The sequence below is a fragment of the Pseudoalteromonas neustonica genome (genome assembly GCF_001653135.1).
Lineage (GTDB): Bacteria > Pseudomonadota > Gammaproteobacteria > Enterobacterales > Alteromonadaceae > Pseudoalteromonas > Pseudoalteromonas neustonica.
Genome location: NZ_BDDS01000006.1, coordinates 94,893 through 118,719 on the forward strand (window position 1 = coordinate 94,893; position 23,827 = coordinate 118,719).

The following is a 23,827-nucleotide window of genomic DNA, read 5'->3' on the forward strand; positions in this document are numbered from 1 at the left end:
AGTCAATTGTAAAGATATTTGGACAAGGCTGAAATAAATAATCTAAACATGGCCGTTATTGAATAATAAATACTATAATTTAGGATTGAACAAATTAAAAAATATCAAATGTTTGGCTGGTTGCTAATACAACTATACATTCCGTATAATGAAAACGTGCTAGACAATGTAACTAGAGTGATAATGAGGTCAGTTTGAAATTAAATATATCCAAATATCTTGTGCTACTGTTAACGATCAATATCGCTGGCTGTAAAGTCGAAGATCCTTACGACGCAGGAGAAACACAAGCTCAACAAACTGAAAGTCAAAAAAGAGCCGAGCATTTAAAGCAAACATTTACAGGCTCAATGACTGTTAAGAATGAGCAAGGGCAAATTTTAAGTGATATTACAGTGAGCTTTGCTAGCCAGAATTATCAAACTGACGCTAATGGACAATTCACTTACAACGAAATTGCTTTTGGTAACCACCGACTAGTAGTAAGCGACTCAGGGTATTTCCCACTCGCTGCAACAATCACAGTTACAAAAAACGGTAACAACCAAGACATTACCTTAAGTAGCAAGAGTAGTAATACTGTTAGCTTACTGTTTGCTGGTGACACTATGTTTGGGCGTCGTTTCCTCGATCCATCACTTGCAACTATGACAGCTAACATTCCCGATGTTGAGGGTGCCCTTATCCGTCCAGCGACAGCTGCTGAAAATGCACAGTCTCTAACACAGTTTGTGGGCTCTTTTTTCCAAGCTGCCGACTTCACATCTGTTAATTTAGAGTCACCAGTGACAGCATCACCTGAAACACCTCATCCAACAAAAGAATTTAGCTTCTTTTCTCTTCCTGAGACCCTTGCAGGAATAAAATCAATCGGCGTAGATTATGTCGCATTAGGGAATAACCATGTCTATGACTTTTTAGATGATGGCCTTAACGATACGCTAACTGAAGTCGCTAATGCAGGGATTGCCAACAGTGGCGCGGGTAACGATATACAAAGTGCCTATCAACCTGAGTATATGGATGTAGGCACCGTTAAACTGGGGCTTTTTTCAGCGACATCGATTACAGGTAAAGAACATGCTATTACCTACGTTACTGACGAAACCAAAGGCGGTGCAGCCGATTTAACAGAATCAGAATTGGTTGAAATGTACCTTGATGAAGCTGCTAATAATAGCGATTATGTAATAGCCCAAATGCACGGGGGCGATGAATATAGCTATGAACCAAGCAACTATATAAAAAGTCGATTTAACTTATTGTCAAAGCAAAAAACTAATTTGATTATTGCTCATCACCCACATATCGCCCAAGGATTTTCTGTGTTCAATGGTGTCCCCGCCATTCTTGGTCTTGGTAACTTTGTCTTTGACCAAGATAGGTTAGATACCTTATTAGGTGTGGCTGTATTAGTACATGTTAACAAAGATTCATCGCCAATGACTGAGCGTGCATATGCATACCCTATTTATGTGGAAGGGTATCAACCTAAATTCATTAATGGCTTTTTAAGCGATTATTTATTACGCCGCTTAGCCGAATTTTCAGACGATAACATCACACTTATCCCAAGAGATGGCTATGCAGACGTATACTTTGCAAAAAACCAGGCCAGCAGCTCTTCATATACTCAAACAGTCACAATAGCAGCAAATCAATCAATTATTGACCTACGTGATTATGCCCCATCAAGCAAATCATTCTTAACTAAGATTGAACTTATATCTGGTGCAGCTCCTTCAAATATTAGATTCGGTCGCGATGTTATGGTTTTCGGTGATTTTGAAGATTGGGACAATGACGATGAGCAATTGGAAGTTGCACGCTGGGATCATACTGGTGATAGTGTGACACCTTGTATTAGCCAAGCAAGAAATGGCCAGCAAGGCTTGTGTTCATCACGCACTCAGTTTGACAATACACCTTCTATTATTCCTTTTCGCCAAACAATCCGTGCAATGGAGTTACCAAATCTAGAAAATGAAATGAGCGTGTTTAAGGATTTTAGTTTATTTGGTTATAGCAAAGCAGATAATGCAGGCAAGCTCGATGCTAAGTTAGTAATTACAACAGCTGAAGATGGTCTAGAGTTTTCAACACAATATATAAGCATTCAGCCAGCGGGTAGCCACACTTGGGAAGCGTTTAATTATGATTTTACACTCCCATCGGATGATTTAACATTAGGACCAGAAAAGTTACCTGCAAGAGGAATAAAAGTCACTTTTAACCACTACCCTCCTGAAAAAGATGAAGCTAATCTAGCGCTTGATGATGTTACCATGATTTCTTGGCAAACCAAGCTTGAGTTAACAGAGGGGGTTTGGCAAACTGATAGGATGCATGGTTTTGATTTTATAAACTTAAATTCAAATGCCCCACTCACTTTTAAGCTCACTTTCAGTACGCTTGACTAATTTTACTACCCTAGGATTTATAGTGGCTTTTAAACAACAATTTTTTCTATTAAAGAACCAACGAACATTCTGGCTAATTTTAAGTTTATTTATTATTGTAATAGTAGCAAATACATTATCATTGTTTCATTCAGCTAATGCTTTTTTTTACAGTAACTTAGCACAGCTAACGCACAGCCAAAAAAGTAATGTCGTTATTATAGAAAGTGAGCATTTGAGCCGTGATCATAATGTTTTAGTTGAGCAACTATTAACATATAATCCAAAAGCTGTTGTTGTGCTCGCAAATGAGCAGTTAAGCTACTTTAAGTCTGAAGGACAAGGACCTGAACAAAAGGTATTTTATCCTCACCCTAATAACGCATATTGTCTGCCAGCTATTTCTGATTGGTCAGGCTATAACGTTGAATTAGTAGCTATGTCTAAAAGTTTATGCAAACCTGTGTGGCCAGCATTATTTAGTGATCTTGATTTAGACAATAATTTACTAATAAATTTTTCGTTATCTCCTTCGGCTTTACCTAAGTTTACAGCAACACGCTTGATGACTATGGATATAATGGCAAGCCAGTTAGAAGAGAAGGTTGTGATTATTGGCCAAAAAAATGTGGGATTAGGGGTAACGCTTAATGCGCCAAAACTACAACACTCATCTAATTATTTATTACTAACAGCTTATATTGCAGATACGCTAAATAAGAACAATGCTGTGGTCATGCTTTCGAAACTACAAAGTACATTTTTGTTACTAGCCATTGCGTTTTTACTTTTATTTGCATTTCAAAAGCTCTCAATAAATTACAGCATATTTTTAGTTTTAACCCTTATAGCTAGTTGGTTTACTCTTGGCTATTTCACATTGATTCTACAACAACTATTTTTACCTGTTGGTCAAATGAGCATCCTTACTCTGTTTTCTCTACTGTGGGTGATTTTGGTCAGGAAACTAAACGAAGATAGTCAATTAATCAGCCTGATAGGTAATATTCAGCAAAAGATGGCTGGGCGTTATCTGCCAAAATCATTTACCTTACAAAGTAGCCCATGGGATGCCATTATCCGCTTGGTCAATCAACAACTCGCATTAAACAAATCTATATTTCTGGCCCGCAAAGAAGGTGACCATAGACTAAGCGAAATTAGAGCGGTGAACTGTCAGTTAAGCGATATTAAAGAAATGCGCCGAGACTATAAGCGAGAGCCCTACTCTGAAGCCTTAAAAGCATTTGGCGTAATCCCTATCGACAGACCTTTTTTTGAAAACATTGAAGACGGTGAAGTCCAATATATTGTGCCATTAATTTATGCTGGTGATGTACGTGGTTTTTGGGCTATGACTGTAACCCCAGATGAAAATTTTAATCAGCAAGCATTTGAAAAAAATGTAAATGCGTTCGCAGCTCAAATTGGCGAGTTACTATTTCATTATCGTATTTTTGAATCGCAAACAGATGCAAATAATAGCGCGCTTTCTCAGTTATTAACTTTGCGCCTTAAAGAACCTTTAAGCCAACAAGTAAAAGTATCAATTGCCGAGATGGAGCAAAAGCTAACGACTTTAGAACATGTTTTCAACAATATACGCTCAGCGACGGTATTGTTTAACTTGTTTGGCCAAGTAGTACAAATCAACCAATCATTAGAAAAACTAGCAACAAAACATCAGTTTTCAATATTTGAAATGACCGCTCTGGATTTATTATGTTTAGTGACAGATCTTGACCTTGAAGCTGCTAAAGGAAAACTGCGTTTTATTACATTACAAAAAGGTGACATCTATCTCGAGGCACACATTGATAATAAAACGTATATTTTAAATGTTAGAGCAATGGATTCAGCCAATGTGCAAAGTGCATCTGGGGAACCTTTTCAAGTGTCTGGCATTTTGTTTGAATTTATCGATCTTGCCTTTTTCATAGAAAAAATGCCCAACAGTAAACAATTATGTGACTCGATAAATGAACAACAAAAGTGTTATATGCAAAGTTTAGCGGAGCAAACTAACTAGTGGGCGATTTTATTTTACAGCTCTTTCCTGCTGGTGGCGGACTTGGTCAGTCAGTAATTACCACTGTTTGGATTGGTATTACTGTTGTTTGTTTTCTAAATTTACGATTTGGCTTTCCCTTAACGGGCTTAGTAGTACCAGGTTATTTAGTTCCATTACTGATCGTCAGCCCCACCTCTGCAGCCGTAATTTTAATTGAAGCCATCGTTGTATATGGCATTATGCTATTTTTTGCTAAATACATCATGGAACGCTTTGGCTATGCTGAAATGTTCGGTCGAGATCGATTTTTTGCCATCATACTCATAAGTATTCTTGTACGTGTTGTCATGGATACGTTATTTTGGCCACTTATCGCAGGTGTATTGAGCGGCTGGGATATTACCTTTGATTACTCTTCACAGCTCTATTCCCTTGGTTTAGTTATTATTGCGCTAACAGCGAATGTAATGTGGAATGGCGGCTTTAAATATGGCATGAAGGTCACTATTGTCCAACTTGTAATTACCTTCTTATTGGTGCGTTTTGCATTAATGCCAATGACTAACTTTAGTATTGCCAACTTGGCGATTATGTATGAGGCCGTAGCGGCGTCAATTATAGCAGCGCCTAAAGCCTATATCATATTGGTCATTACAGCCTTTATCGCCTCTCGCGCCAATATTAAATATGGCTGGGAATTCAATGGCATAATGCTTCCTGCATTACTTGCATTGCAATTAATGCAGCCAACAAAATTACTCACCTCATTTGCTGAAACCGCCATTATTTTGATTATTGGCGCATCTCTATTGAATTTTACTCGCTTGCGTAATGCCAATATAGAAGGTGCTCGTTTACTGTTGTTTTTCTTCAATATTGGATTTATTTATAAACTACTTCTAAATTATTTCTTAGTTCATTATTACCCCGAAGTAAAAGTAACTGATGCGTTTGCCTTTGGTTATATGCTCTCAACCTTATTAGCGCTTAAAATATATCAAAAGAGCGCCTTAGGATTAGTGATCCGCGCAACTTTTCAAACCTCTATAATAGGGGGAGCACTTGCAATTGTGATTGGGTTCATCATCATGTTTGTCCCTTCATTATTTGTAGATACAGGTATTAAAGAACTTTCTGCAAATCAAAAGATAAGCACTTTAAACCAACAAATTAGTGAATATAAGAGCTACTTATACACAGAAAATAAGGGGCCAATCGAAATAAGTAGCTATCAAGCAAGTCAAAATAAAACCAAGTTTAAACAAGCTATTTATGAAATAAATAAAGCACCAGACTCATCTGAAAACTTAGCTAAAGTAGAGCAAATGCTCGCTAAGCTAGATTTTCAACTGCAGTTTGATGAAAAGTATATATATATCCGCGATGCCCGAAAAACATCACAAAGAGGTTTATTCGTCATCTCCCGACAGCCAAAATCTGGCTTTATTGTGACGGTCCCCTTCCCGACATCTGAAAGCTTAGCAAGTGATTCTGCTGGCCTTATTTTTTCTCATTTCAGCAGTAGCGCATTAGTCTTTGGTACAAGTTCAACACCTAGTGCTGAACTTTCACATAACAATGAGCAAAGCCCCTACTATCTTGCCTTTATTGAGGCTATGGATATAGAACAACTGTTTCAAGTGCGAGAAGTAAATGCAAGAACAAGCCGCCTGTTAGCAAAAACAACCATAGGTGCAACAAGCCAATATTGGATTTACAACCAACTGCCAAGTTCTTTAAGTCAGCGCTTAATTCAACAACTACTAGGGTACGAGGAAACATTCTTTGGACAAGCAACAAGCACTTCGTTGCCTCAAAATGGCTTTGACGGTCAATTGTTTGAAGCCTTTCTTAACAGTGATAATTACACAACATTATTGTCTAACATCTCTCGCGATAATGAGCTCGATGCAGAAAATGCAATTAACTACTCGGAGCAATCTCTCACTGACGTTGTTGATTTTAATTCACACTATATTACAGCTAAAGGTAGTGGCGACTATCTCCCTCTGTCGGTTAACCAAGCTGCACTTTGGGAGTTTGAAATTCTTCGTCCTTTGTACCGTATTAAAGTAGATTTAGCGGGTCAAAATATTGATGAAGACACCATTAACCAACTAAACCAAATTAATGCCACGACTAGGTTGCTAGGTTATGAGCTTACACTTCTTACCAATCAGCAAGGGCGTTTTTTAGTCATCGCGCCGCAGCCGAACAGCCCCGCGACTAAGCATGGTCAAGGGTTTTACATATTAAACCTAAACAATAGCGAGCAATTAAATATTGCAGTCCCGCGACCTATTTTTGAAAGTAATACACTTAAATTTGCGGCGCAATTATTTGCCAACAGTAAAGCCGAACATCTACTAATAGCCGGTGCGCACCCTTACGCTCATCCAAAAGCAAATGTTTTAGCGCCAAATAATGTTGATTCATTATTTAATGTAGTGCATCAGAGTTATTTACGATTTGCTGCTAATGACGTTATATTGAATTTACAGTTAAGAAGTCACAGCGCACCATCTTGGATAAGACCAACTGCGTTGGCCTTTCAATTTACACATTCAAATGGGACTCATCAAAATCTACTTAATACGCTTGATACTAATTTAAAAAATCTTGCTGTAAGCTATCAAGTAGTACATGGTCAAACTGTTACTCGAGGTTTAGAGCTCGGCACTTCGCCACAATCAGGGTATCAGCTATTTGCTCCAAATAGTGAGCTTGCAACCCTATGGTTAGCTTCTGACTTTAAGCAACAATTTTCTGTGAATCAACAAAGTTTAGTCCAGCGTTTATTAGCTATTTCTAACGAGCCAACAGTAAAAGTGATGAACATAACAACACTATCACCCACTGATTGGAAAACGTTAACACCTCAGTTAAAAAATGATTTCACTCATACTATCCAGCGTTATTCCAGCTCACAAAACTTAACGGTGTTAGCACAAATGTGTGCTCAATTAACAAGCTGCCAACTTCAAACGATTGAGTTTGAAGGGCGTAAAGAATACGCATTAGCAATTAAACAACAAGGTAAGTTATTGGCCATCTTCAACCCAGTTACAAATAGATTAACTGACCAAAAACGTTTTAACACTATGATGAGTGAGGGTGCGTATGCAATATATTAAGCAACTCTTAAAATTACTTATCTTGCTTCCTCTTTTAGTTGGTATTGGGTTTTCTGGATTTAGTTTATATATTTGGTTAGGCTCAGCAGAGCCAACAAGTGTTCGCTCTGAAGATGAAACTCGTTCGAATGTGCAATGGTTAAGTAGCGATAAAGCGCTTGTTTTTTCTTTTTCACCATCAAGAACACATTCGATTAGAGTCTTATCAAATGCTATTTTTGCACAACAGTTAAGCCTTGATAAACCAGTAAATTACGCAATTGAATATGCGTTTATTGATCAACAAAAGCAGGTTATCAGTTCACATATTTATCATCATGCATCAAAGCTCACTCCGTTAGAAAATGAGTTTCAAGTAAAACAAATAATTGAAGATCGCCAAGCCCTTACCGTTGCATCAGGACAGTCATTTTACATTAGCCCTGAGCAGCTTAAAAATGTTGCAGCCATTTCCCTAAAGCTTATCCCTGAAGATACTCAGGTGATGGGAGTGGTTGTTCGAGTACATGCTAAAACACTTAATGACAATCAAGATAAGAACAGTACGTGGCTTAAATTACCTTTAGAACGAAGAGAGCGCGCCACAGAATATCACAGCATTGGTGCCAATGCGTTATCCATGAAAGAGATATCAAATGCCGTTACTTACTCATGGCTTAAGCTTGCCCCACAAGGGATACCTAGCATTGATTTCAAATCAGATATTTTATACGAAACATTACCGTACAATGTTGTAACTTATGATTTCTCGAGCCAGCAATTAAATTTAGGTGACTATTATACCGACGCATCTTTGTGTGCGAGTATTACCTTAGGTGAACCTGATACCCTGCATTTCACAAAAAGTGCAGCCATTACTCCTATCCTAACGTGGTACGACTTAAATCAGTATTTACCACCAAAACGAGTGGTTGTTGAACAAGATGCTAATAAACCACTCTCTTTTACAACTGAACCACTGGCTGCTGGTCTAGTTACTATTTGTAGCCAAGAACCGCTATTAACTACTTGGTCACTTGTCTCTCAACAAGAGTTGACGACAGCACAAGATAGCTATTATTTGATAAGCGAACCAATGAGCGCACGCTACGATGTTGAACCTAACAGCGATCTAGCAATTGAATTAAGATCTGCAACACGCAACGCAGTTACAGTTTCTGTGCTTGATCAGTCGAACCAAGTTATTGATGACTTCGAAGTGTACTATGATGGTGGAATATCTGCATTCGATCGAGTAATTTTAGACAGCACACAACGCCAGCAAGTAGCACAAGCTAAAACCTTTTACTTACGTGTTGGGAAAAATGCTGCAGCTATCAAAATAAACTCAAAGCATGACGCATTAGTGAGAATAAAATCTCGTAATAGCCTGTTTAACTATCAACGTACGGTATGTCATTTGAATTGTTTTGAAGATGAGACGTTTCATAACATAGCGGCTTGGTATGAACAGCAAGCAAGTAATCACTATATATTTAGTGAAAAAGAGATGCTGGTAAATATTCGTGTGTTTGCAGCTCCACCTGAAATAGAACAAAAAGACACCTTTTATCAATCTAGTGATCTTTCAAAACAACTTAGTTTATCAAATGTTGCTCTTGTATATAGTCCTGATAAATACTTTTTGGAGCCAACAGAGCCATCTCAATTTCACTTTGCAAAAATGAATAACAAACAACTGATTCAAAAATCAACCAATATAAAAAGTACAACACCGGCAAGTATTATTTATCAACTAAACAAAAATACAGCGAAAGAAATTGATTTAAAAGACACAGATTTTGAGCAATTAGCACGCGTTGAAGACAGCTCAAAAACCATTTATCAAAACTGGCAAGGCGAGCGTCCTTGGATAAAACAAAGGTTATATAAATTAACTGCCAATAAAGCGGTTACTTTAAACTACCCCACATTACGCCCGAAAAGTGTTGTGGTTAAAATTTATAGTAACAAAGAAAATGACGATGTCGTTTTGAATTTATCACAGCACGCAAAATATTTTAGTGGTCTAAAAGAAGAATATAGCATTGCTAAAAAGCGCTACAGATTACTACCAAGTAGCTTAAGTGAGGCCTTTTTAATACACCCAAAAGATAGCCGTCTATATTCATACCCAGCCATTACAAATCAAATTACGGCGGATATACAAGCAATACACAGCATTCGAGTCACTACAGATAAAGATGTTTGGGTTGCTGTCTTAGAAGAATACTCTAAGGAAGAAGTAAAAGTCAGGTGGTGGAATGATGACTCTTTATAATACCCTATTCCCATTCGTCACACTTCTGGCTATGAGCTTTTCAACATACGCCAAAGAACCTGATAATTATGCTAGTTTAAAAAAACAACTTAGTACTTGGTTAGCAAGTTCGAATGTAGTTTATGCTGATTTTACTATCACTCAGCCCGTTACTATCACTACTAATGATAAACTGGCGGCAGGAGGGGAAGTAAAATTCAAAGCATCTGGCAAGCAATGTGTTGCCTATGCTCCGCACCGTTTTTATGATATCCATACTTATCGTATTGCACTGGCACTTTTTGAACACTGCCAAGTTTTTTTAGCAAATACAGTTCACAGGAACACACTTAATTTGAAAGGTCAGAAAACAGATTTGGGGAAGTATCGCTACAGTACAACAAATGCATTTATTGATGTTTATAGCCAAACAGTAGACACATTTACTATTTACCAAATTCATGGTTTTGATGCCGCCAAACGACGCACTAAAGAAGCTCTCAATGCTGATGTGATAATCAGTAGAGGAAATAAGTACCCTAACGATAAAATTAAACAAATGAGCCAATGCTTAGTACAAAAGCTGCACTTGAATAGCGTTATTTATCCTATTGAAGTGAAAGAGTTAGGGGGCACTAAAAACATATTAAATACTGTAGCGCCACGCAACAGTCATTTTTTTCATATTGAGCTAAGCAATACATTGCGCGCTCGCCTTATAAAACAGCCAACTTTAATGAGTCAATTTAACACATGCATTACGCTATAGTTGCTTTAATCTCTAGTTTGTTATTGATGGTTAGCTCATTAAGCTTAGCCAGCAATGATAATATTTTAAAATCCCCATATTGGTTGAACGTTCAGCCTAAGTTATTGCTCGCTCAACAACAGCAGAATATGTATTTCGAGGCCAAACAGAGCCATTATTTATGGCTTGAAAAAGGTCAATGGCTCGAACTTGAAAATGATACATTTAGCTCATTTATTTATAGTTCTGGCACAAGTCAAATAGCACAGCAAAGACTTAACCAACGACGCGATTTTATTTGTGAACAAGATAAATGTCAGTTACCAAGCACCTCGTATAATCGCGTAATAAAAATATCAAATCACCTTGATGACGCTGAATACCTGTCAGTTATGGTCGGTGAAAAAAATAGACATAAAGATAGCTTTCGTCGTGCAATAAAACTGCCAAGGCAAGCAACTCGTTTGCGTTACGGCCAAAATGTCGAACACTATTACCATTTTAAAGCCGGGGATACCGTAAAGCTGTTTTTTCAAAACGCAAAAAAACTAAAAATAACTGTTCGAAAAGACCTATTAAATAAAGATATTAACGGTAAAATATATGCTTATATTAATGACCAGCCAGCTGCTATCGTCGGCGTTTTAGCTAGTCGTGCAAGTGAGTTTCACAAGCCACACATTGGGTTAGCTAACACCGAATACCTCGCCGTGGGTAAAGGTGAATATTTAACACTAAAAAGCGAAACTGACGCATATATTAAACTTGAGCAGAACCATCGCGCTATATACGACGACCTTGCTATGGATAAACAACAAGAGGTGTTATTTCAACCATACTGGGTTAATAATCTAAACAATACGCTAACACAAATTTATCAGCAGCGTGATCTATCACTTCTCGACCCGCAAGTTTATCGCCATAGTGATTTATTGGCTCAACGTCGTTATCTAGATCTACTCAAAACAATCAGTACATCTGACTACCTACTCCCACTATCAAATGAAAGTGATAGTTTCACAAGTTACTTTAAACACTTTGATAGTCTAAGCGGCGTACGCTTAGTTGACGATATTGGCTACCCAATTTTAACCGAAGAGTATGCACAAGTTCATCAACTGGCACATCAAAAACACTTTTTCTCTCTCGATGCAAAACAACGAGTGAAGCAAACTATTACTTTCCATGCAAGAAGTGAAGTTGATACCCAACTGTTAGTGAAAAGTGGTAACCAACAATGGCAGTTAAATTTATTAAAAAGTGAGAACTTTGCAACTTTTGAATTAAATATACCACTGACAGCATCTGGCATCAGTATTCAAAATTTGCAGCAGCAAAGACACCCTATTGAGTATGTGTTACAAAGTGATAGATTGTTAGATTTACCAAATAACGAACTACTGTATGCACAGCCTGGTCTGCTAACAACAAAAAGTAAGATTATAGACTCTTTAATAAAGCAGCAGCTAACGCAAGCAGGAGACGAGTTTTTATCAACACTAGTCCCTTATAACCCTGTACTTGAGCCTAATAGCTTTACATCATTTGATTCGATGCATTGGCAGCACCAGCTTGGAGAAGCGCAGTATTTAGCCAAAACAGATCCACTGCAAGCACTGCTAGTTACTAAAAAATTAGTCTCAGTCCCTAGCGTTGAAATTGCAATTAAAGCATGGCAATTACGCATTGCTATATTGATCAAGCAAGGTAGAAGCATTTTAGCTAAAAGTTACCTTGAGGGCCTATTTAAAAGCAGTGATAAACCAGCATTAAAACACTATGCCGGTGGCGAACTCCTTAAACAATACCAAGCGTTAGGGCAAGATTATAAACTACAAGGTTTATGCGCTAATGCACTCACTGAACTACCTGCATGTCGTAACATAACCATTGATTTAGCTATCAAGCAGCAAAAGAACTTATTTGCATTATGGCTCAGCCATGACTTAACGGCCGATGATGAATTAAACAGTAGCTTTAAACGTCTTAACTGGCGTGATTACAATAACACGCAAACACAGCAACAACTTATTTATGGCGTTGAGCATAGTGGACAGCAAACATTAACGAGTTCTGCTGCTATATTTCAAGCTTTTACGGTTACCCGCACGCAAGGAATAACATTTAAAGCTGTAAATCAGCCAATGACAATTGCATTGCGAGCTCGAAGTGAAAGTGTTCAAAATGGGCAATATAAAATGAGCTGGTTATACACCAGTCAGGGTAAGCAGCAGTCTTTATTGCCTATATTTTCTGACGTTAGTTCTACCACCGCTTTAAAAAACAGCGGTGAATTATTATCTATCGCCTCAGAAAGTTTACTCACTCTAAGGGTTGGTGAATCGATCAGGTTAACCAGTGATCACCCTACGTTTGTCACTTACAAAGTAATTCCTGCGCCGTTAGTAACTAGCTTTAACTATCAAAACATGGCAACCCCTCACTATTGGCAGACACCATTTATGTCATTGCTGTATGACTCTAGTGTGGATTTAAAGAGCCTTTTAAATAATACGTTATTCAAATTAGCTGAAAAAACATTAAGCATAAACGAGTTCACACAAGTGCTCGCCAAAGTACATGCTTTGAGTTTGCCTGTCGAACTGGAGTCTTTATATTCACGAGTACAAAGCTACGGTGAGTGGGAAGCCGTACCTGAATATGAGGATTTTGCAGGTACGCAACTAATCGCTGTAGACTCATTAAGTCAAGCAAGTTATAGCGACCAGCTTGCTCGTGCAAGTAGTCAAGAAGGATTTAATAACGGCTTAGTGCTGCGTCCTTTACATAGTATGTATATAGATTTAAGCCAGACACGCTCGCAACAACTTAGACTAAACTTTAACTTTTCGTCGGCAGAGTTATCTCAAGGTAATATTGCTAACGTGGCGCTAAACTTAGGTGATTTAGAAAAAACATGGTCTGTGCAACCCGATAAAATCACTTCTTTTGGCTTTAATAAATCAGAGTTAAATGACAGTGTGATCTCATTACGCTGGCTCAACCCTTACCTTTCACAAATTATGACAGTAAATGCACAAGAGTACCGTGATAATACATGGCAGGATCTCCCGCTTGCAAACAACCTGTTGTTTTATACCGTATTGCCTGATGCACATTTGATAGCGAAATTACCAGCAGATAGGCTAGTTAAGCTTGAGCAAATGCAGTTAAACATTGGTGAGGAACAAGTTGCTCAGCGTACAGAGCGTACATTTTTCCATCCTGCTGGGAAAGTTGAAGTGAGTACTGATAAGCTCAAATACGTCCGTCTTTATACATGGCAGCTGAGTAAAAGCAATCATAAAATATCGAATTATAAAGCGCCGACAAAAGTTGAAAAACAGTCGATTGTTTATCAACTGCCTGAGTCTGAAAAATCGCTACAAACTGAAGTCGCACGTTTTTCTCCAGATGATCTTAGTTGGCAGGCTTTTATAAATTATGATCGCCGCGGTATATTTGAATCCAGTGAAGATATAGCAACGCAAAATAACATTGATGTTGGCGCGCGTTTTCGTTTAATCAGCGATGAGAATTGGTATCGTCTCGATCTAAGTTACTCAATAAGCGAAAGCGATAAAGATACAATAGCAGTTGATATGTATCACTCTTGGCAAGATCATGACAGCCCTTGGTACGTCGATAGCGCATTAAAAACGCGGTGGCAGCCATCAACACAAGGGGCTGATAGCCAATATAGTGTCAGTACCTCTGTACAGGTTGGTCAAATTTGGCGCATAGATGAAAGTCATCGTCATCAATGGCAAGTAAGCCCCTTTTATAACTATAGCAGTGCAAATATAGATGATTTATTACTTGATCCAACTCTAAGCTCTGATATTTATAGTTTCTATCGCGAAGATCACCCATACGGTTGGCGTGGCGAATATCAATACCGTTATCAGCCATGGGTTGACAGCTATTTTAACTTCTTAGCGGGTAGCACATCTAATTCTGATTGGACCAGCCTAGACAGCTTGCGCTTTGGGACATCGTGGACTCAATACTATCAAGGTCATATTTTTCAAGCAGGACTTACCAGTTATTATAAATTTGCTGATAAACACAGACCAAATAATACCTGGCAATACATCACGAGTCTTGGCTGGCGTAAACAGGTTCCACTTGGAAGCCTATCACAAGGTTGGGTTAAATTACGTTGGGATCAAGACTGGTTTAGAAATGACCATAATATCAGTTTAGAATTTTCTACGGGTAACCTTGATAGCACTGGTTTTGAGGTTTTCTCTCATGACGAAATTATTTTTGAGTCGCTGCAACTCAATCACTTTTTAGAGCAAAATTAATATGGCCACAGTTGAGAAACAGATGACCCACAGCGAACTTAAAAAGCACTTAGAACATTTATTATTTGCCGATATTGCTAACTTTTGGCTCGATCTGTATCGCCAAAAATACTTACAGTTAGTCGATGATTTAGCTGATTGGGAGTTGATCCAAAACATCCCAGAAAATGAAGATTTAGATACATGGCTGCTGCGTCAAGCTATTGCCTTCTTGCGTCACCAAATTGAGAAAAAACAACAGAGCTTACAAAAGTTAGATGCCGGATACTCTCTCTTTATAGAACGATTAAGCCACGCTGAAATGAGTGCCGAACGCGAGTTTCATATCCTTGATTATGCAAAGCAACTCGGTGGAACACCAAAGCAATTAAGCTTAGATAAACTTGCTTTCTCACGTTGGTTTGATGAGGGAGCGGTTATTAATCGCTATCAAGATAAAGTTGCCGAAATTGAACAGACTTTAAAGTTTTTAATCGGCAAACTGGGGGATTTAAGTAATCGTTATTTAAGATCATTTTCTAACAATATTGAAAAAGCATGGCAAACATTAGATTTAGAAAGCTTCTTTTTATTGTTATTGTCAAAAACTGACAATGAACATGTAAAGAATGCACTTTATCGCGCTCTGGCTAATCAAGTTCAGCTTATCCACACCTATAACGGCGCACCAGAACTTAGCGCAAGCCTCATTGAAACTTTAGTATTGGCACTAGAGAATAGCCACACACCTCATCTAGCACGATTAGATATTTTAGAAATTTTAATCCATCAACGCCCCACTTACCTACGCGTCTATATGGAACAGTTCATTAATGATGAAACTGAGGAATCGTTAACTTACGAGATCAAGTTATTCACCTTAGCTGCATTTGCCAAAATATTAACAAGCCAAATCAAATTAACACCAACATGTGAAAGTTTGCTTTTACAACTAGCTGAACATGAGTACCCTCGTGTACGGCAAAGTGTTATTGAGCAGTCATCTAGCTACGAATTATCATTTCAAGAAGAGTTATTAACTGCTCGATTAAAAGCTGAAAGCCTTGATTCAGTTCGCTTTACATTAGTGAAACAGCTTAGCCACCCTCGCTTATGCAATGATAATTTTGCATTTAATTTATGGAAGCAGTTATTAAATGCCAAAGAAAGTATAGCGATAAAACGTCTAACACTTGAATTAACTGCACGTATTATGCTTAACCAACAACTTGAAACGGCTGAACCTGATGCGGTATTCACTGTATTCATCGAATGTTTAAACGCGCAATTAACCACAGAACCTAATATTGCTATTCGCCGTTATATTACGCGGACCAGAGAGCAACTTGTTGCCTTTCAACATCAAAATATTATGGCTGAATTAGATCAAACGTTACCGCTATCTGCAGTCTCAACACTCAAACATGAAGATATTGATGAAGAATTATTAGGGCGTTTATTAAGTCGTAAAGCCCAACAGAATGAAGCCTTTAACGTTAGTAGCCGTGGTCACTCATGGCACATTAATAATGGTTATAAATATGCGTTTCGTTTGTGGCGTTTTATGCACGAGTGGCGCAACCCAAGCTCAGATAAGCGCCAAAGCTTTAACCACAGTAAAGCACGTAAGCCATCTGCATTTATGCACATTCCAAGCTGTACCGTTGCTGAGATCAGTGCCACCGATGTACCAGGAGAACCATTATTTGATGCTGTAGAACACTCAGCTCGCCCTCACCTGCCACTTCCTGATTTTTTACTTTCGGTATTAAGCCAAGATAATTTAAAACAAGCAGCCAAAACATATACTCCAGATGGAATTTTGTGTGTCCAGCCGCCAAAGTCTTTATTTAAACGCATTAAAACTTATTTATGGTTATCTACACACTTTGATAGCTTAGATGCTCAGCGTAAAGGTAATGACATAGAGCAAGATAATTACTTAAGAGCTTTAGAAAAGCATGGCTTTGTTTTTGAATTTAAAGCATATGGTCAGCAGTTAGGCTGTCAATTTCAGGTTGAAGAAAACATAAGTAAACTCTATAAAAAGCTCAGTATATCGCCACTGCTTGTAAACATATGGCTAAACTTTAAAGAATACCTTTACTCAATTTATCAAAACAGTATTGGCCAACTCATATTCTTTGTTATCGGTTTTATGGTTTACTTTTGGGGCCGTCATATTCATGTAAGTCAGCGTATTCGATCTGATCGTAAAGCAATCCCGGTTAGTATTGGTGGCTGGGGAACCCGTGGTAAATCAGGAACTGAGCGCTTAAAAGCAGCACTTTTTAGTAGTTTAGCACTTAAAGTAATTACCAAAACAACCGGTTGTGAGGCTACATTAATTTACGCTCGTTCAAATGGAGAGCAATTTGAGGTGCCTTTATTTCGTCCATTTGATAAAGCGAGCATTTGGGAGCAAAGTGACGTCTTACATTTCGCAAAAAATGTCAAAGCTGACGTTTTTTTATGGGAATGCATGGGCTTAACACCACGCTATGTCAAAATTTTACGTCAATGGATGCAAGATAACTTTTCAACAATAACGAATGCATACCCTGATCACGAAGACATATTAGGGCCAACAGGCATTGATGTTGCAAAAGAGATGGCCAACTTTATAGCACCAAAAAGTCAGGTTTTCACAAGTGAACAAACAATGATGCCTGTATTAGAAAAAGACGCGATAAGTAAGCAAGCCAGTCTGATCCAAGTACATTGGGGTGATGGCTACCAGATAACCCCGGATATACGTGCTTTATATCCGTATGAAGAACACCCTGATAATATTGCTTTAGTATGTAAGATGGCCGAGCACATAGGTTTAGATAAAAACTTTGTGTTTAAAGAAACTGCGCAACGTATCATTCCTGATATTGGAGTTTTACAACATTTTTGCCCAGCTCCGTTTGAAAATTTTACAATGTCTTTTATCAATAGCATGTCTGCAAATGAACGCTTGGCAACATTAGAAAACTGGCGTCGCTTAAATTTATTTAGCTTAAGCCATGATCCAAGCAAACAAACCATAGCGCTAATAAATAATCGCAATGACCGTGTAGCTCGTTCAAAAGTTTTTGCACATATTCTCGCTGAAGATCTACCATTTGATAAAATGGTCGTTATAGGCACAAATGTTGACGGTTTTTATAGTTATTACCTACAAGCATTTGAAGAACGGATAATTAGAATCATCAACAATGATGATTTACAAGAATTTGAATCGTTATGTTCACAACTTCATTGTATTAAAGATGCAGAATCATTGGCGTTAGTTTTAAGCCACGCACTTAATTTTGATTGTTCGGCTTCAATGTTCATAAATATGAAACAGTTGCAGCAATTTGATGACTGGTTAACAGTTCAAGCACTAACGCTCAGCACACAGCAGCGGTTGAATATACACGATGTATTCAATCACTATTTAAGCTATCAAAATATTTCGCCTTTATTGACCGACTTAAAAGCGAATCAAGCTGAATTACAAAAAATACTGATTACCCTTGTCAAAACTAAGTGCATACTTGTAGATAACCCGCAAGTTACGCCTGATGAGCTAACGTTTAAACTTTCATCTTTAGCTAGGCCATATTGTCACCAAGTTGTTATTGGCATGCAAAATATCAAAGGAGCTGGTTTAGGCTACGTATATAGCTGGCAACAGTGGCAACGCATTCACGATAGTATAACGACCTTGCTAAACCCTGATAGCACAGCAGAGCAATTTAAAAAGACGCTGACTCGTTTATCTTTAATCACAAAGTTTAGCCAGTTAGAGCATGCTTATCTACACGATTCATTGAGCCGTATAAAGCAAATGCATCATGCACAAAATGAATACAGCCAAGCTGAGCTACTTCATATTAGTGAACGTTTAGAAAACTACTCGCATCTAGAATATGAAAATACGGAGTCTGTGCAAAAAAACCGGATTACTCGCTTTGCAACTCAAGTCGCAGAGTCATTCCTTGATGCTGGAGCCGCCGTGAAGCGTAAAAAAATTGCCAATCAGGTTTATAAAGATATTGCATCAAAACGTATTACGCTTGAAAAAGCGATTGAGGTACTTGGTAAGCTCAACCGCAATCAAAAGCCTGGATGGCTGTCATTTTCTAATAGCAGTAAAAAATAACCGCTATTGCATCACCTCTACTCATGTACAAACCTTTTAGTACTAGGGTTTGTATATGCTATTAAACTTACTTACTAGCAATGTAACTTGCTAAAAATAAAGAATAAAAAAATATTATTTTTTTATTCTTTATTTTATTTTTCTAACTCACTGTTTCAAAATGATTGTTGTACTGTTGCCTGTTTTTAATCTCCATAAACGCAATAATATTCATGCTCAGCATTTGACCAACGCCATAAAATATAGCACAATAGTATCATATTAAGTTAAACATCCTGTTAACATAATCAGATGTAATGATCTGGTAGGAGAAGAATTATGAAAAACTCAGTCTTTAAGCTTGCAGCATTACCTTTATTACTTGCATCTAGTTTCACAATGGCTAGCACTAACTTAGTTGCTAATGGTTCATTTGAAGACACTGCTGCATTTTCTGGTTCATGGAGCCTATTAAATGAATTACCAGGATGGCAACGTTCGGCTAATGCAAATTTTGAAATTCAAACGTCTGCACTAAATATCGTAACAGCTCAAGACGGCTCTAAATACATCGAGCTTGATTCAACAGCTAACTACAGTGCATTTCAAACTCTTGCTACCGAAGAAGATCATAACTATGAAGTGAGCTTTTATTACTCAGCCCGTGTAAATGGTAATGAAACAACAAATAAAGCCGAAGTATATTGGGACGGTGAGTTACTAGATACGCTTAATGCTACAACCAAAGGCTGGACAAAATTTACTTACACTGTAAAAGCGAGTTCTACAGCAACTGAGTTAAAATTTGTTGGCGCAGGTGCATCCGATTCTGTTGGTGGATTTATTGATGATGTACAAGTAACAACATCATGTGCTTCTGGTTTATATGGCATCAATAACTTTGGCTCTAACGAAGATGGGTTTGTTTATCACTTTGATACACAAAATAATACCTACTCTACTGTTGCCGGTTTATCAAATACAGCATCAAACATTGCATCTCACAATGGCGTGTTGTACTTCATGGAACAGTTAGATAAGTCGACTAAAGAGTCTCAGGTTTTATCACTCAATCTTGCTGATAATACTCAAGCTTTAGTTACTGCAACTAATTCATACCCAATCTATCGTTCTGCAATGAATGCTGATGGCTTATCATTGCGTGCAACAAGTAAGACATACATGTACGATTTCGATATAGCGACGGGTGATAAAACAGTACTAGGCAAATTATCTTTCCCTGGTGACTCGTTTGCTGATGGTGATATTGCTTACTCTGCTGATAACAACATTCTATACGTACTAACAGGTAAAGCACTTTATACTGTTGACCAAGGTTCGTTAGCGTTATCTTTAATCGGTGAACATGGTGTTGACCAAGCGTCAGGTATCGCAATCGCCGCTGATGGTAGTATTTATGTATCTGGTCGTGTTAAAGGTGAAAATGCTAAAATCTTTATGCTGAACCAAAATACAGCTGTAGCGACATTTGTAATGGATGGCCCTTCACACGTTAATGATTTAACATTTGTTGATAGCAACTACTGCAACTAATCGCTGAATCTACTTTAAAAGCCAGTCAATGACTGGCTTTTTTGTTTCTATAAAAATACAAGTAAATACTTGTCTATACAATTTAACTTTATACGCATGTTCTTCAACGTGTAACACTTCCCCTAGTAAACCATGGTATGTATACTGATCCGCGATTGCAGCTAGGATAAGGGTGTGACTCTTACCTCTGAGTAATAACTCAGTTAGCAAACCATTACCTTAGCTGCATTACAATAATATTCACGGCCACCCGTTCAAACAGTGCCTTAAGCACGGAACGATCAAAGCAAAAATAAGGCCGTTATAACAAACATTAAGTTAGGAATTAAATATGAGTTCATTACCTAAGGCAGGTGATTTTTTAGGGCATCCTAAGGGGTTATTCCTGTTGTTCGGCACAGAAATGTGGGAACGTTTTGGTTATTATGGCATGCGTGCCATTTTGGTTCTGTATCTAGTAGCAATTGTACAAGATGGTGGCTTTGGTTGGAGTAATGCAGACGCCTTAAGCCTATACGGTACATTTACAATGGCTGTTTATATTACGCCACTGTTTGGTGGTTGGTTAGCCGATAACGTGCTTGGACAACGTAAAGCTATCGTAATTGGTGGTTTATTGATGGCTGCAGGTCATTTTACCATGGGTATTCCTCATGATATGTTGGCAGGACAAGAAGAGAATATTTTCTATCTTGGCCTTGCCTTATTATGTTTGGGTAATGGTTTATTCAAACCAAATATCTCAACTATGGTTGGTGATTTATATCAAGAAGGCGATCAACGTCGTGATGGCGCGTTCACTATCTTCTATATGGGTATTAATATTGGTGGTGCACTTGGTCCATTAGTTGCGGGTTATGCGGCAGCGTCAATGGGTTGGCAATATGGCTTCATCGTAGCTGGTATTGGTATGCTTATCTCTGTAGCAATGCAAGTTATGCTAAGCAATAAATACTTAGGCAATATCGGTATCGAGCCGGCAGTAAAAATTGCGCAAGCACAGTCAAACTCAAACACCAAAGAGCCTCTAACTAAAGTTGAAACTGACCGTATTAAAGTTATTTTCACTATGAGTGTATTTAGTATCATTTTCTGGATGGGTTTTGAGCAAGCCGGCGGCTTAATGAACTTATTTGCAAATGATTATACTGATCGTATGCTTTTTGATTTTGAAATTCCTGCATCATGGTTCCAATCATTAAACTCTATTTTCATTATCGTTTTTGCACCTATGGTTGCCATTATTTGGTTGAAACTTGATAAGCGTGAACCTGACTCGCCAATCAAATTCGCCATTGCTTTAATTTTCTTAGCACTTGGTTTTGTGACTATGATTTTAGCTTTATTAAGCCAAGGTGAAGGTGAACCATTACAAATCAGTATGATGTGGTTAGTGTTATTCTACTTATTCCATACGTTGGGTGAGTTATGTTTATCGCCAATTGGCTTATCAATGGTAAGTAAACTGGCACCACTGCGTTTAGCATCAATGCTAATGGGTATTTGGTTCTTATGTACCGCTGTTGCCAATAAGATTGCAGGCTTTGTTGGTTCATTCTTAGGTGAAGGCGAAGAAGCTCTCGATAATGCACTAGGTATTTTCATTGGTCTTGGCGCTACAGCGGTTATTTCAGCTGTGATCATGTACTTACTAAGCGATAAGTTAGTTAAGTGGATGCACGGTGCTGAAGGTCAACATGAACCGCATACACAAGAGCATATCTTAGCTGAAGAACTTGAAGTTGTAGCTGATAAGCAGTAATCGATACGTTATAAATTTAAAAACGGCACTTACATAAGTGTCGTTTTTACTTAAGGGCAATAAAATATGAATGATGTAAATAAATAAGTACACAACCGCATCGTTATTGCCATCCCAAATAGTGTTATATCTTAAATCCACCCTGCGCGTTCATTCTCTGTGAATCATTAATAAAACCATGTAAAATAACAACTTTAATAAATAACATGGCTTTTCTATAAGCTCAAAAACAAGGATTTATTACTTTTATAGATTATTGTGCTCTATACAGAATGCGTTTTAACCTGCATTAACCTCCCCCGAAAAGGGACTGTATCTTTTATTTTACAATTGCTCGCAAAGCTAAATAAATAGCGGCTCTTCCCCTAATCGCATTTATGGTTAATCATCTGCTGTATTAAATACAACAAGACGCAGTGCTTATTGCGGGAGAATTAAAATGAGTGAAGTAAATAACCCTTTAGGTTTAGTTGGTATCGAGTTTACTGAATACGCAACACCTGATGCAGATTACATGGATAAAGTATTTACCGATTTTGGTTTTTCAAAATTAAAGACCTTTAAAGGTAAAGATATTGTTTATTACAACCAAAACGATATTAACTTTTTACTAAATAATGAGCGCGATGGTTTCTCAGCTGAGTTCGCTAAAAGCCATGGTCCAGCAATTTGCTCAATGGGTTGGCGTGTTGAGAATGCACAAAAAGCATTTGAAACAGCAGTAGAGCGCGGTGCAAAACCAGCGACTGATTCAACGCATAAAGATTTACCATACCCTGCTATTTACGGCATTGGCGACAGCTTAATTTACTTCATTGAACAATTTGGCGATAAAGGCTCTATTTATGAGCAAGACTTTGAAGATCTAAGTGAACAAAACATTGTTGATGACAAAGGCTTTATCCGCATCGATCATTTAACTAATAATGTTTACAAAGGCACTATGGAAACATGGGCTAACTTCTACAAAAACGTATTTGGTTTTACAGAAGTTCGCTACTTTGACATTAAAGGTCAAAAAACAGCCTTGATCTCGTATGCACTTAAATCACCATGTGGCACCTTCTCTATCCCTATTAATGAAGGTAAAGGCAGTGATAACAACCAAATTGATGAATACCTTGGTGAATACAACGGCCCAGGCGTTCAGCATTTAGCGTTTCTAACTGATGACTTAGTAAGCTCGCTTGATAAACTTGATAAATCAACAATCGCGACTTTAGATATTATCCCTGAGTACTACGACACTATTTTTGACCGTGTACCGTGGGTTGCTGAAGATAAAGAAAAAATTCGCCAGCACCAAATCCTTGTTGATAGCCAAAGTGAAAATTGTTATTTACTACAAATTTTCTCTAAGAACTTATTTGGCCCAATCTTCATTGAAATGATCCAACGTGTTGATGACGGTGGCTTTGGTGAAGGTAACTTCCAAGCGTTGTTTGAATCAATCGAGCGTGACCAAGAGCGTCGCGGCGTTTTATAAACACCGTTTTTAAAATTTAAAAAGCAGCGTATTTCGCTGCTTTTTGTCGTTTCATCTGTTTTATAAATGACAATCTGATTTTCACTGTTTA

10 protein-coding genes are annotated in these 23,827 nt (G+C 37.9%); all 10 read left to right on the forward strand.

What is annotated here, in order from left to right:
• Positions 1 to 194 precede the first annotated feature (194 nt).
• The 10 genes from A7967_RS10710 to hppD all read left to right on the forward strand — a co-directional run bounded on the left by A7967_RS10710 (position 195) and on the right by hppD (position 23,736).
• Positions 195 to 2,420 carry a CapA family protein gene (locus tag A7967_RS10710; protein ID WP_054205120.1) on the forward strand — a complete coding sequence of 742 codons (2,226 nt, stop codon included), beginning with the start codon at positions 195 to 197 and terminating at the stop codon, positions 2,418 to 2,420.
• A gap of 22 nt (positions 2,421 to 2,442) precedes the next feature.
• Positions 2,443 to 4,428, forward strand: coding sequence for a hypothetical protein (locus A7967_RS10715; protein WP_054205119.1), 1,986 nt, complete (start codon positions 2,443 to 2,445; stop codon positions 4,426 to 4,428).
• Positions 4,428 to 7,544 carry a poly-gamma-glutamate biosynthesis protein PgsC/CapC gene (locus A7967_RS10720; RefSeq protein WP_054205118.1) on the forward strand — a complete coding sequence of 1,039 codons (3,117 nt, stop codon included), beginning with the start codon at positions 4,428 to 4,430 and terminating at the stop codon, positions 7,542 to 7,544. The genes A7967_RS10715 and A7967_RS10720 overlap by 1 nt, the downstream gene beginning before the upstream one ends.
• The gene (locus A7967_RS10725; protein ID WP_054205117.1) at positions 7,531 to 9,804 is read left to right on the forward strand and encodes a hypothetical protein; all 2,274 of its coding nucleotides are present in this window, start codon (positions 7,531 to 7,533) and stop codon (positions 9,802 to 9,804) included. Before A7967_RS10720 ends, A7967_RS10725 begins: the two co-directional genes overlap by 14 nt.
• Positions 9,788 to 10,552: a hypothetical protein gene (locus A7967_RS10730; RefSeq protein ID WP_157601494.1), complete on the forward strand. Its 765-nt coding sequence runs from the start codon at positions 9,788 to 9,790 to the stop codon at positions 10,550 to 10,552. Before A7967_RS10725 ends, A7967_RS10730 begins: the two co-directional genes overlap by 17 nt.
• On the forward strand, positions 10,537 to 14,841 hold the full coding sequence (locus A7967_RS10735) for a hypothetical protein (RefSeq protein ID WP_054205115.1): 4,305 nt from the start codon (positions 10,537 to 10,539) through the stop codon (positions 14,839 to 14,841). Before A7967_RS10730 ends, A7967_RS10735 begins: the two co-directional genes overlap by 16 nt.
• Position 14,842: 1 nt before the next feature.
• Positions 14,843 to 18,955, forward strand: a complete 4,113-nt coding sequence (locus A7967_RS10740) for a poly-gamma-glutamate synthase PgsB (RefSeq protein ID WP_231659030.1) — start codon at positions 14,843 to 14,845, stop codon at positions 18,953 to 18,955.
• Positions 18,956 to 19,273: 318 nt separating this feature from the next.
• Positions 19,274 to 20,488, forward strand: a complete 1,215-nt coding sequence (locus A7967_RS10745) for a carbohydrate binding domain-containing protein (protein ID WP_152960586.1) — start codon at positions 19,274 to 19,276, stop codon at positions 20,486 to 20,488.
• Between the two features lie 331 nt (positions 20,489 to 20,819).
• Positions 20,820 to 22,250, forward strand: a complete 1,431-nt coding sequence (locus tag A7967_RS10755; RefSeq protein WP_054205113.1) for a peptide MFS transporter — start codon at positions 20,820 to 20,822, stop codon at positions 22,248 to 22,250.
• Positions 22,251 to 22,689: 439 nt separating this feature from the next.
• Positions 22,690 to 23,736, forward strand: a complete 1,047-nt coding sequence (gene hppD / locus A7967_RS10760; protein ID WP_054205112.1) for a 4-hydroxyphenylpyruvate dioxygenase — start codon at positions 22,690 to 22,692, stop codon at positions 23,734 to 23,736.
• Positions 23,737 to 23,827: the final 91 nt, after the last annotated feature.

What these genes read in the sequence shown, in the direction of transcription:
- A7967_RS10725 (WP_054205117.1), top strand. Translation starts at nt 7,531, where the DNA reads ATGCAATATATTAAGCAACTCTTAAAATTACTTATCTTGCTTCCTCTT.
- A7967_RS10730 (WP_157601494.1), top strand. Translation starts at nt 9,788, where the DNA reads ATGATGACTCTTTATAATACCCTATTCCCATTCGTCACACTTCTGGCT.
- A7967_RS10735 (WP_054205115.1), top strand. Translation starts at nt 10,537, where the DNA reads ATGCATTACGCTATAGTTGCTTTAATCTCTAGTTTGTTATTGATGGTT.
- A7967_RS10740 (WP_231659030.1), top strand. Translation starts at nt 14,843, where the DNA reads ATGGCCACAGTTGAGAAACAGATGACCCACAGCGAACTTAAAAAGCAC.
- A7967_RS10745 (WP_152960586.1), top strand. Translation starts at nt 19,274, where the DNA reads ATGAAAAACTCAGTCTTTAAGCTTGCAGCATTACCTTTATTACTTGCA.
- A7967_RS10755 (WP_054205113.1), top strand. Translation starts at nt 20,820, where the DNA reads ATGAGTTCATTACCTAAGGCAGGTGATTTTTTAGGGCATCCTAAGGGG.
- hppD (WP_054205112.1), top strand. Translation starts at nt 22,690, where the DNA reads ATGAGTGAAGTAAATAACCCTTTAGGTTTAGTTGGTATCGAGTTTACT.